Here is an 11,062-nt window from a genome sequence, read left to right on the forward strand (position 1 = left end):
TCCTCGGCCTGGTCGACAGCGGTGTAGGCGGCGGCAGAGACGACGACATCGGGCCTCGATGCCGCCAGCGCATCAAACACCGTGTCGGGCTGCGCCAGGTCGAGTCGCGGCCGGCCTACGGCAACGACCTCCACGCCCTCCAGCCCGCGCCCGGCTTCAAGCAGGCTGGCAACGACCTGGCCTTCGCGCCCGGTCACGACAAGCCTCACGCCGCGCCCTTCCTGTTCTCGGCCTGGCCCAGCCGCTCGCCGGCATAGCGTTGGTCGCGGATCGGCCCCCACCACCATCTGTTGTCGAGGAACCAGTCGACAGTCCTTGCCAGGCCGCTGTCGAAGTCCTCCGTCGGCGACCAGCCGAGGTCGCGGCCGATCTTGGAGGCATCGATCGCGTAGCGGCGGTCATGACCCGGACGATCGGTGACGAAAGTGATCAGGTCGCGATAGCTGCCGCCGGCGGCGCGTGGCCGTCGACGGTCAAGAAGATCGCAGATCGTCTCGACGACGCCGAGATTGCTGCGTTCCGAATTGCCGCCGACATTGTAGCTTTCGCCCGTCCGCCCCTTCGTGGCGACAAGCTCCAGCGCCTTGGCATGGTCCTCGACATAGAGCCAGTCGCGCACATTGGCGCCGGCGCCATAGACCGGCAGCGGCTTCTCGTCGAGCGCGTTGAGGATGACCAGCGGGATGAGCTTTTCAGGGAAATGATAGGGCCCGTAATTGTTCGAGCAGTTGGAAAGGACCACCGGCAGGCCATAGGTCTCGTGCCAGGCCCGCACCAAATGATCGGAGGCGGCCTTCGAGGCGGAATATGGCGACGATGGCGCATAGGGCGTCTCCTCGACAAACATGCCACCGTCGAAGGGGAGATCGCCGAACACCTCGTCGGTCGAGACCTGATGGAAGCGGAAGCGGCGCTTGCGCCCTTGCGGCAGGTCACGCCAGTATTCCAGGGCCGCATTCAGCATGCGGTACGTGCCGACGATGTTGGTCTCGATGAAAGCGCCGGGCCCCTCGATCGAGCGATCGACATGGCTCTCGGCAGCGAGGTTCATGACGATGTCGATGGCGTCGCGGTGCAAAATCTCCAGCACCGCCCTCTCGTCGCAAATATCGGCGTGGGCGAATTTGTAATTGCGCGCGTTCTCGATCGCGCGCAGCGACGCCAGATTTCCGGCATAGGTGAGCTTGTCGAGATTGGTCACGCGGTAGGCCGGATTGGCGCATAGGTGCCTGCACACGGCCGAGCCGATGAAGCCGGCACCGCCGGTCACCAGGAAATTCATTCCGCTCCCCTCCTCACGCAAACACCTCCGCGGCGGCAAGCACCGGCGCATCAAGGTCCTTGTCCGAAAGCTGGAACCCACCCGCCATTGCCGGCCATTCGATGCCGACGGCAGGGTCGTCGAAACGGATCGACCGTTGATGGGCAGGCGAATAGATATCGGTCACCTTATACAGAACCTCGGTATCCGGCACGAGCGTGACGAATCCATGCGCGAAGCCTTTCGGCACCAGGACCTGATTGCCTTTCTCGGCCGACAGGTCGACGGCGACCCATCTGCCAAAGCTCTTCGAGCCGCGGCGAATGTCGACGGTGACGTCGAGGATCCTGCCTCTGACGACGCGCACCAGCTTCTCCTGAGCATGCGGCGGCAACTGATAGTGAAGCCCCCGCACCACACCGGCGGCGGCGGAATAGGAGCGGTTGTCCTGCACGAAACGGAGATCGATGCCGGCCTCGGCGAAGCGCTGGGCGTTCCAGTCCTCGACGAAATAGCCGCGAGCGTCGTGAAAACGCTTCGGGACGATCTCCAGCACGCCGTCGAGGCCGAGTTGGATGATCTCCAGCACCCTAGTTCTCCGACAACTCGCTGACGCGCCTGCGCAAATACGCGGCGTATTCGTTCTGGCCAAGGCGAGCGGCGCGTTCAAGTACCTTGTCGGCCGTCAGCCAGCCCTGCTCGAAGGCAATCTCCTCCGGGCAAGCCACCTTGATGCCCTGGCGGTGCTCGATGGTGCGCACGAAGGATGCTGCCTCGTGCAGGCTGTCGTGCGTGCCGGTATCGAGCCAGGCATAGCCGCGACCAAGCTGATGCACCTGCAACTGCCCGCGTTCGAGATAGATATTGTTGACTGCCGTGATCTCGAGTTCGCCGCGCTTCGACGGACGGATGCTCGACGCGATGTCGACGACATCGTTGTCGTAGAAATAGAGGCCGGTAATGGCCCAGTTGGACTTGGGTCTATGTGGCTTTTCCTCGATCGTCAAAGCCCTGCCGCCGGCCTTGTCGAATGAGACCACGCCATAGCGCTCCGGATCCTCGACACGGTAGGCGAACACCGAGGCGCCACGTTCGCGCTTCGCCGCCATGCGGCAGAGCTGCGAAAGGCCTTCCCCGAAGTACAGGTTGTCGCCAAGGATCATCGACACATTGTCCTTGCCGATGAAGTCGCGACCGATGATGAAGGCTTCGGCAAGGCCGTTGGGGTGAGGCTGCGGAGCAAAGGAAACGTCGAGCCCGAACTCCGAGCCATCGCCCAGCAACTGCTGGAATGCCGGCAAGTCGCGTGGGGTTGAGATGATAAGGACCTGGCGGATTCCCGCAAGCATCAGCACGCTCAGCGGGTAGTAGATCATCGGCTTGTTGTATATCGGGAGTATCTGCTTGGACACGGCCAGCGTCAGCGGATAGAGACGGACCCCGTTGCCTCCCGCAAGGATAATTCCCTTCAACAGATCCTCCTGGCCACGCCGAACCCCCTTCAGCACCACCGTGCTAAGGTTTCGCACGATGGCTTGTCAATCTCGATGCCCGTCGGCGCCCCGACCGGCCAGGCCTGCGGCCACCCGGCCGCACGCCCGACGACAATCAGACCAGCGGCGCGAGGTTTGTCGGTTGGCAAATCGCGATCCGGTGCTAAACAGCAACGGACCGGCCGCGAAAACGGAAATCCTATGGCCAGACTTCTTGTCACCGGCGGCGCCGGCTTTCTCGGATCGCATCTGTGCGGCAGGCTTGTCGAGCTTGGACATCAAGTGGTCTGCGCCGACAACTTCAGCACCGGATCGAGGGACAATATCCGTCAGCTTCTGACAGTTCCGGCATTCGAGCTGATCGAACATGACGTGACGCTGCCGCTCGACCTGGACGTCGACGGAATCTACCATCTTGCTTCACCGGCAGCGCCCATCCACTACCAGAACGATCCGATCCGGACGACGAGGACCAACGTACTCGGCGCCATCAATATGCTCGATCTCGCCAGATCTCGAGGCGCAAGGATCCTGCAGGCCTCCACTTCGGAGATCTATGGCGACCCGGAAGTGCATCCACAGCCGGAAACCTATTGGGGGCGAGTAAACCCGATCGGCACGCGCAGTTGCTACAATGAAGGCAAGCGTTGCGCCGAAACGCTGTTCTTCGACTACTGGCGCGAGGCCCGCACCGAGATCAAGGTGGCGCGCATCTTCAACACCTATGGCCCGAACATGCACCCGGACGATGGGCGAGTCGTCAGCAATTTCATCGTCCAGGCGATCCGTGGCGAGGCGTTGACAATCTACGGCACCGGCCGCCAGACGCGCAGTTTCTGCTATGTCGACGATCTCGTCGACGGCCTGCTGAGGCTCATGGCATCGCCCGCCGATTTCACGGGCCCGGCCAATATCGGCAACCCGCATGAGGTGACGATGATCGAACTGGCCGAACATGTGCTTCGGCTTGTCGGTGGCGGCTCCAAACTGGAGTTCCGACCCTTGCCCACGGACGACCCAAGGCAAAGATGCCCGGACATTTCGCTCATGCGGGCGGCGCTCGGTTGGCGGCCGCGGGTCAGTCTGGAAGACGGCTTGAGGCAAACGGTTGCCTATTTCCAGCGTCGTTTGGCGACGGCATGAAAAAGCCGGCGGGCAGAGACTGCCAGCCGGCTCCTTTCATTTTGATTGGCGTCAGGCGCGCTTGAGCAGCGACCAGACGGCCGGCACCAGGCTCGCGGCGAGCGCCACCTTGATCAGGTCGCCGACGATGAAGGGCAAGACGCCGAACTGCCAGGACTTTTCCGGACCGATCAGCATCGCCAGCCAGGCGAAGCCCATCGCCATCATGATCACTTCGGCCACCAGCATGGCATTGAAGAGCTTGACCGGATGACGGTCCCAGCCACGGTCGGCGGCCCAGCCGACGATCGCCGCCATGACGACGAAGCCGGCCAGATAGCCGCCGGTGGAGCCGAGCATATAGGCGACGCCGATGCCCTTCTCCGGCGTGCCCTGGAAGACTGGGAAACCCATGGCGCCCTCGGCCATGTAGAGAAGCAGCGTGGCCACGCCGAGGCGCAGGCCGAACGCCGATGCAATCAGCAGCACGGCGAGCGTCTGCAGCGAGATGTCGACCGGGCCGAGCACGACTTTGGTCTTGGCCGATAGGGTCAGGAGCAGCGTGCCGGCAATCGCCAGCAGGAGCTGCGTGGCCAGCCGCGCCGCGCCCTTTTCAGGCAGTGCCAGAGAAACAAGCGGACGCATCGTTGCTGCAAGTGCCATGGTCATCCCATTCAAGCTGTCGCCGACATGCGGCCTCGCGTTTTCCTATATTGGCTTCCGTGTTATGCGGCAATCGCTTTTGCCGTCTCACGGAACGGAGCTTCGCGCCCCATGCCCCTCAAGTTCGACACGCGCTTCGATCCCGCTTACGGCAAGGCGGTGACCGTCGCGCCGGACGTGCAACGCCTCACCGCCAGAAACCCCAGTCCGTTCACCTTTCACGGAACCAATAGCTACTTGATAGGCAGCGAGACGCTCGCGGTGATCGATCCGGGACCTGACGACGACGCGCATCTACAGGCGCTGATCGAGGCGATCGGCGGCAGGCCGGTCAGCCATATCTTTGTCAGCCATACTCATCGCGACCATTCCCCGCTGGCGGCGCGGCTGAAGGAGCGCACCGGAGCGGCCGTGCTCGGCGAAGGCCCACACCGTCCGGCGCGGCCCTTGCGCATCGGCGAGGTCAACCCGCTCGATGCCAGCGCCGACACGGATTTCGTTCCAGATACCGCGCTCGCCAACGGTGCGCTGGTCCAGGGCGACGGCTGGGCGATCAGGACGGTGTTGACGCCGGGGCATGCCGCCAACCACGCGGCGTTCGCGCTCGAGGGAACAGGCATCCTGTTTTCCGCCGACCATGTCATGGCGTGGGCAACTTCCATCGTGGCGCCGCCCGACGGCGCCATGGCCGACTATATGGGCTCGCTCGACAAGTTGATCGAGCGCGACGACCGCGTGCTGCTGCCCGGCCATGGCGGGCCGGTAACCAAGCCGCGCAGCTTCATGCGCGGGCTGAAGGCGCATCGCAAGATGCGCGAGCGGGCGATCCTGGAACGCATCTGTGGCGGCGACCGCACGATCAAGGAGATGGTGGCGGCGATCTACCGCGACACCGACCCGCGCCTGCATGGCGCCGCCGGCCTGTCGGTGCTGGCGCATCTGGAGGACCTGGTCGCGCGCGGCCTGGTCAGCACCGGCGGCGACGCGGCCATTGACGGCATTTTCACGCCGGCCGGCTAGATCTCATTCGGCCGGCGCCGCCCCCACTTGCCCAGCCACTTCCTGATCGAGCTCGCCAAGGAAATCGACGATGCGGGCGGCGTTGTCGCCTAGGTCGTGGCGGCCGTAGCGGGAGGCTGAACGCATATCGACAATGACCGTGTTGCCGTCATCGGCGATGCGGATCGCGACATCGGCCGGCAGGCCCAGCACGAAACTCCTGGCCAGCGCGTTGATCGTCACCTCGCTTTGGCCGTCTGTTTCGGGATACGGCCCCTGCAGTTGCCAGTCGCGCCGGTCGAGCACGGTTTCCACCGCGTCGACCACGGTTTCGAACGGCAGATTGTAGCTGCGGCCGGTGACCAACGGATAGGCATCGCCTTGCAGCCGCTGCTCGCCGGGCGTGGGCGGCGAAAGCACATTCATGTCCGCCGTCCGGTCCGACGTGTCGAGCACCGGCGGATCGTCGAGATCGGTCGAAATGTCCCTGAGCGGCGGCGAGGTCGTCGCCCAGTAGGCGGCGACGCCGAAGGGAGCAAGCACCAGAAGCGCCAGCAGTGCGCCGACCGACAGATCGCGGCCGCCGCGATCGCCGAAGTTCCACAGCCTCGACAAGGCGAATCCGGCAAACAGCAGGGCGAAGGCGGCAAGCAGCGCCACGATCGCCAGAACCCACAGGAATACAGGCGTTTCGACGAGGTCGAGGCGATGGCCGACAAGCACGGTCAGGAGCAGGACGACCGAAAAAGCCGCTGTCCGCCGCGACCAGCCGGCGGCGCTCGACGTCTGCCGTTCAGCAACAACAACCATTATCCGCCGCACCAACCCGAACGGTACCTAGAGCGTTTCATCGTTTCAGGAAAGCGAAGGACGCTCTATCTCTTTGTTTTGACGCAATTCCGGACGGAAAACCGCTACGCACTTTTCCTGGAATTGCTCAGGAGTTTCTTGACGGCTGCCAGAAGCCTCAAAAACATCCATCCCGTCAATCCGTCGGCAAGCGATAGTCCCTGAATTGCTCGCGCAAGGTGATCTTCTGGATCTTGCCGGTGGCGGTATGGGGAATTTCGCCGACGAAGGCGACGTCGTCGGGCATCCACCACTTCGCCACCTTGCCGCTCATGAAGGTCAGGATGTCGGTCTTGCTCGGCTCCTTGCCCGGCTTGCGCACGATGACCAGCAGGGGCCGCTCGCCCCATTTCGAGTGCGGAACGCCTATTGCCGCCGCCTCGGCGACATCGGGGTGGCCGACGGCGAGGTTTTCGAGATCGATGGTCGAGATCCATTCGCCGCCCGACTTGATGACGTCCTTGGCGCGGTCGGTGATCTGCATGTAGCCGCCGGCATCGATATGGGCGACGTCGCCTGTGTCGAACCAGCCCTCGGCGTCGAACTGCTCGGAGCCGACACCGCCATAGTAGGCGCGCGCGATGGCCGGGCCGCGCACCTTCAGCCGCCCGAAGGTCCTGCCGTCCCATGGCAGCGCATTGTCGTCGTCGTCGGTCACCTTCATTTCGACGCCGAAGGGCGGATAGCCCTGCTTGCCCTGGACATCGAGCCTGGCATCGCCCTGCAGCCCGGCATATTCCGGCTTCATCGTGCACAGCGTACCGAGCGGCGACATTTCGGTCATGCCCCAGGCATGGATGACCTGGACGTCGTAATTGTCCTGGAATTTCTGGGTTATGGCGCGCGGACAGGACGAGCCGCCGATGACGACCTTCCGCAGGTGGGGAAGCTTCCTGCCGGTCTCCTCCAGATATTGCAGCAGCATCATCCATACCGTCGGCACCGCGGCACTGAAGGTCACCTTCTCGGTGTCGAGCAATTCATAGATCGAGGCACCATCCATCTTGCAGCCGGGCATGACCAGCTTGGCGCCGATCATCGGCGCGCTCTGGCCGAGGCCCCAGGCATTGGCATGGAACATCGGCACGACCGGCAGGATGACGTCACGGGCCGAAATGCCCATGGCGTCGGGCATGGCGGCGATCATGGCGTGCAGCACATTGGAGCGGTGGCTGTAGAGCACGCCCTTGGGATCGCCCGTCGTGCCCGAGGTGTAGCACATGCCGGCGGCGGTGTTCTCGTCGAAGGTCTTCCAGGCGAAAGCGCCATCGGCTTCGGCCAGCCAGTCCTCATAGGCAACCGCGTTCGGCAGCGCCGTATCCGGCATATGCGCGCTATCGGTCAGTACGATGACCTTGTTCAGCGATTTGACTGCGCCGGCGATCTTTTCCAGGAGCGGCACGAAGGTCAGGTCGACGAAGATCGCCCTGTCCTCGGCGTTGTTCATGATCCAGGCGATCTGTTCGGGAAAGAGACGCGGATTGAGCGTGTGATAGATCGCGCCGATGCCCATGATGCCATACCAGGCCTCGATGTGGCGCGCCGTGTTCCAGGCGAGCGTGGCGATGCGATCGCCGAGCCTGAAGCCGTCCTCCTCCAGCCGCTGCGCCACCTTCAACGCCCGCTGGTGGATGTCGGCATAGGTGGTGCGCACGATCGGGCCCTCGATCGAGCGCGACACGATCTCGCGTCCGCCGTGCTGCCGCTCGGCGTTGTCGATCAGCTTGTGGCAAAGCAGCGGCCATTCCTGCATCAGTCCAAGCATTTGTTCCTCCCCTGCGCTTTTGGCGATCTTTTTGCGCCATTGTGGGACGAACCTGCGGATTGTCCAGCCGTTAGCGTTGAAAGCGGTGCATTCCTTGATGCCGCCGCGGAAACCGCCACAATCCGGCCATCGTCGGCGTTAAATTTCGTTAACGGGCTGTGGGTGCGATTGGCGAATGAAAGAGGTTCGCATGGACACGCAGCTCGACGACAAGGCTCCCGAAGACTTGGCACTCGAAAATGCGCTTGCCGAAAGTCTGACCGATTTGGCGCCGGACGCCAGAACTGTTTCCGAAGATGAATTCGTCGAGGTTGTCGGAGGCGCCTTAGAGGCGGTCGGCGGCACGCTGCTGTTCAAGATGTGCGTCCAGGACGGCGATGAGGCCCAGCATGTCGCGGCGGCTTGCGTCGGCGACGGCGGCAATCGCCAGTTCCTGCTGCTCACCTTGCCGACCGTCGGCGGTGCGTTGAAGGTCGAGACCGCGTCGAGGAGCACCAATCCGGTGGCCGGCATCGCCGCCGCCTATGCCGGGCTGATGGACGTATTCCAAACGGCCGCCTGACAGTTCCAGCGAAAGGGTCGGTTTGAGCGCCCGCCCAGGCGTGGGCTCGGCCTTGCGCCGGCCGCCTGTCCGACACATCTATTGCGGGCGACCTCTCATCTGGACAAGGAGATCCCCGCCAATGGACCAGATCGCCAACCCCGCTCCCGGCTTCCAGCGCAATCCCGCCAAGGTCATTACCATCGAGCCTTATCGCGGCACCGTCACCGTGCGCGCCGGCGAAACGGTCATCGCCTCGTCGAAAAGAGCGAAGCTCCTGTCGGAGCCGCCCTATCCCGCGGTCTTTTATATTCCGTTCGAGGACATCGATTTCAGTCTGTTGGCCAAGACCGGTCACTCGACGCACTGCCCCTTTAAGGGCGACGCGAGCTACTGGAGCGTTCTGCCGGCCGAAGAGACAGGCAAGGACGCGATGTGGGCCTATGAGCGGCCCTTCGACGAGATGACGGAAATCCGCGATCACGGCGCCTTCTATCCCAGCAAGGTGACGATCGAAGCGGCCCCGGACTGAGCGACAAAAGATGAAGCAAAGGCCGGGATGATGCGAACGCGAGATCGCCATCGGACGCGACCTCGACGCATCAATGAAATGGCCTGCGAGTCCGGTCAATGCTGGCCTTTGCGAACGGCCACGATGAGCGCCGACAGGCCGTAGGCCAGCACCAGCAACGGGAACAGGGCGAAGAGATACGCCGCACCCGGGCCGCGCTCGAGCAATACTGTTTTCACATCGTCAGGATCGAACCAGCAGGGATGGACCGATCCATCCGGATAGTCTCCCAGCTTTTGCAGGGAGAACCCGATCCAGCCCAGGCTGACGGCGGAAATCGGCGGAAAAGCCGCCGAGTAGGTCTCGGTGCCGAGCGCCTCGTAGCGGACGGCGAACACGGACTGGTATGTACTCGACCGCGCACTCTTGCCGGTGCCCGGAAAGGCGCGGATGGCCGAGTCGAAGACGGTGCAGGATGTTTCCCGATAGGCCGTAAAGGACCGGAAGTCGCCAACCGCGAGCCCCGCGAAAAAGAGCAGGAAGCCCACCGCGGTGGCGACCGCGAACCACGCGCCGAGCGCCGTCCGCCCGCGTCCTCGCCCCGCCATTCGCGCGACGACTGCCGCACCGGCGACAGCGAAGGCCAGGAACGCGAGCACGACAAGTTGCGCCCGGGTGACCTTCACCGGTCCGACGCGGATTGCGTTCGGATCGGGCGCCGCCGCCAGTTCCGGCGCCGTTTCGAAACGCAGGTACCCTGCAGGCAACGTCGTGATCTCGGTGGCGAGCGGGGCAAGCGTTCCCGCCGCTTCGCGCCGCGTCAGAAGGTCTATCCGGCACTGCGTGGTCGATCCGGCCGAAAATGCCCCCTCGTGCCAGACGAGACCCCGGCTGTCCGGGTCGCGTACCGCGCCGGCACAATCGCCGTCGGCACGGATGAAATAGGCTTGCGGCAGGACGGTCTTGATGCGCGCATAGGCGCTGTCGCCACCGGTGTTCGTCACCGTAACCGCATAGTGGAGAACGTCGCCCGCAACCGCCGGCACGGGCTCGTGGATGGCGTTCGAGGTCGAAAAGTCCGGCGGTGCCGCGCGGATTGGGCCGCACATCACCGCCGTAACCAGAAGCGCGGCCCACCACGCGAGACCAACTAGTTTTCGCAGATGAAGTTCATCCCCACAGAATGTGATCGACAAGAGACACCGCCGACATGGCTCTGTAAAGCCGATTTTGCGGTCCCGTATTTTCCGCCGCGATCACGAGGATTGGCACAGCCTTGTCTGCTGGATCCGGCCAAAGCGCACCCTGAGCGATCAGTCGGTGGTGCCGTCGTTGCCTATGCCGTCGGCATGGTCGAGCCGCACGAAGGTCAGGCCCTTTTGCTTGAGCGCCAGCAGCCCCTGCACCACGCCCTCGCCGGCGGCATGGGTCGGCTGGTTGATATGGGCGATGATGACGTCGCCGTCCTTGGCGGCGGCGATGCGCCGGGCGGTTTCCCTGGCGCCCAGCAGCGAACCGCCGTCGCCGTTGATCGAGAAGCCGGCGACCTTGAAGCCGAGCTTGCGAATCATCGCTATGGCCGAGGGGCTGTATTCGGCGGTGGCGCCGCGAAACCATTTCGGTGCCGGTTCACCGGTCCCTGCGAGCGCTGTGGCGCCCGATTCGACCTCCGCCAGCACGGCATCCGGGCTGCCGGCGCTGCGGATGCCGTAGATCTTTTGCGGCGTGTCGACAGCCGGAACATGGCGGCCGCCGTGATTCTCCAGTTCGAACAGGTCCGGATGCGCGCGCATGATCTCGACGGCGGCGGCGTTGCGCTTCAGCCAGATGCCGGTGACGAAAATCGTGGCGGGGGTCC

At 63.9% G+C, this 11,062-nt stretch carries 14 protein-coding genes; 4 read left to right on the forward strand and 10 right to left on the reverse strand.

The window, feature by feature from the left end; translation table 11 throughout:
* The 4 genes from EN745_RS19630 to rfbA form a co-directional block, all read right to left on the reverse strand.
* Positions 1-209, reverse strand: a 209-nt coding sequence (locus tag EN745_RS19630) for a sugar nucleotide-binding protein (protein ID WP_145992072.1), incomplete at its 3' end; no start/stop codon positions are given.
* A complete protein-coding gene (gene rfbB, locus EN745_RS19635; protein WP_126055835.1) occupies positions 206-1,282 on the reverse strand; it encodes a dTDP-glucose 4,6-dehydratase in 1,077 nt (358 codons plus the stop codon). The genes rfbB and EN745_RS19630, both read right to left, overlap by 4 nt.
* Positions 1,283-1,295: 13 nt before the next feature.
* A complete protein-coding gene (gene rfbC, locus EN745_RS19640; RefSeq protein ID WP_126055836.1) occupies positions 1,296-1,850 on the reverse strand; it encodes a dTDP-4-dehydrorhamnose 3,5-epimerase in 555 nt (184 codons plus the stop codon).
* 1 nt (position 1,851) lies between these two features.
* Positions 1,852-2,733 carry a glucose-1-phosphate thymidylyltransferase RfbA gene (gene rfbA, locus EN745_RS19645; protein WP_126055837.1) on the reverse strand — a complete coding sequence of 294 codons (882 nt, stop codon included), beginning with the start codon at positions 2,731-2,733 and terminating at the stop codon, positions 1,852-1,854.
* 222 nt (positions 2,734-2,955) lie between these two features.
* Between rfbA and EN745_RS19650 the strand changes: the two genes are divergently transcribed.
* Complete coding sequence (locus tag EN745_RS19650; RefSeq protein WP_126055838.1) at positions 2,956-3,897, forward strand: UDP-glucuronic acid decarboxylase family protein; 942 nt, start codon at positions 2,956-2,958, stop codon at positions 3,895-3,897.
* A 51-nt stretch (positions 3,898-3,948) separates the two neighbouring features.
* Here EN745_RS19650 and EN745_RS19655 read toward each other — a convergent pair whose 3' ends face one another.
* Entirely contained in the window at positions 3,949-4,539 is a 591-nt protein-coding gene (locus tag EN745_RS19655) for a biotin transporter BioY (protein ID WP_127422045.1), read from the reverse strand.
* 111 nt (positions 4,540-4,650) lie between these two features.
* Here EN745_RS19655 and EN745_RS19660 point away from each other — a divergent pair, with 111 nt between their 5' ends.
* The gene (locus EN745_RS19660; RefSeq protein ID WP_127422046.1) at positions 4,651-5,559 is read left to right on the forward strand and encodes an MBL fold metallo-hydrolase; all 909 of its coding nucleotides are present in this window, start codon (positions 4,651-4,653) and stop codon (positions 5,557-5,559) included.
* A gap of 3 nt (positions 5,560-5,562) precedes the next feature.
* Here EN745_RS19660 and EN745_RS19665 read toward each other — a convergent pair whose 3' ends face one another.
* Genes EN745_RS19665 through EN745_RS19675 form a run of 3 tightly spaced genes read right to left on the reverse strand, consistent with a single transcriptional unit; the run spans position 5,563 to position 8,152 of the window.
* On the reverse strand, positions 5,563-6,348 hold the full coding sequence (locus tag EN745_RS19665) for a DUF1499 domain-containing protein (protein ID WP_127400120.1): 786 nt from the start codon (positions 6,346-6,348) through the stop codon (positions 5,563-5,565).
* Positions 6,349-6,393: 45 nt separating this feature from the next.
* Positions 6,394-6,519: a hypothetical protein gene (locus EN745_RS37520; RefSeq protein ID WP_281034782.1), complete on the reverse strand. Its 126-nt coding sequence runs from the start codon at positions 6,517-6,519 to the stop codon at positions 6,394-6,396.
* Positions 6,520-6,523: 4 nt separating this feature from the next.
* Positions 6,524-8,152, reverse strand: coding sequence for a fatty-acid--CoA ligase (locus EN745_RS19675; RefSeq protein ID WP_126055842.1), 1,629 nt, complete (start codon positions 8,150-8,152; stop codon positions 6,524-6,526).
* A gap of 190 nt (positions 8,153-8,342) precedes the next feature.
* Here EN745_RS19675 and EN745_RS19680 point away from each other — a divergent pair, with 190 nt between their 5' ends.
* Entirely contained in the window at positions 8,343-8,714 is a 372-nt protein-coding gene (locus EN745_RS19680) for a hypothetical protein (protein ID WP_127422048.1), read from the forward strand.
* Between the two features lie 121 nt (positions 8,715-8,835).
* Positions 8,836-9,225 carry a DUF427 domain-containing protein gene (locus EN745_RS19685; protein WP_126055844.1) on the forward strand — a complete coding sequence of 130 codons (390 nt, stop codon included), beginning with the start codon at positions 8,836-8,838 and terminating at the stop codon, positions 9,223-9,225.
* 95 nt (positions 9,226-9,320) lie between these two features.
* Here the strand turns inward: EN745_RS19685 and EN745_RS19690 are convergent, their stop codons facing one another.
* Both EN745_RS19690 and EN745_RS19695 read right to left on the reverse strand, forming a co-directional pair.
* Positions 9,321-10,400 carry a hypothetical protein gene (locus tag EN745_RS19690; RefSeq protein ID WP_126055845.1) on the reverse strand — a complete coding sequence of 360 codons (1,080 nt, stop codon included), beginning with the start codon at positions 10,398-10,400 and terminating at the stop codon, positions 9,321-9,323.
* 117 nt (positions 10,401-10,517) lie between these two features.
* Positions 10,518-11,062 (reverse strand): polysaccharide deacetylase family protein (locus tag EN745_RS19695; RefSeq protein ID WP_127422049.1); only part of this gene is annotated, 545 nt, incomplete at its 5' end.

It is taken from the genome of Mesorhizobium sp. M4A.F.Ca.ET.022.05.2.1 (assembly GCF_003998845.1).
Lineage (GTDB): Bacteria > Pseudomonadota > Alphaproteobacteria > Rhizobiales > Rhizobiaceae > Mesorhizobium.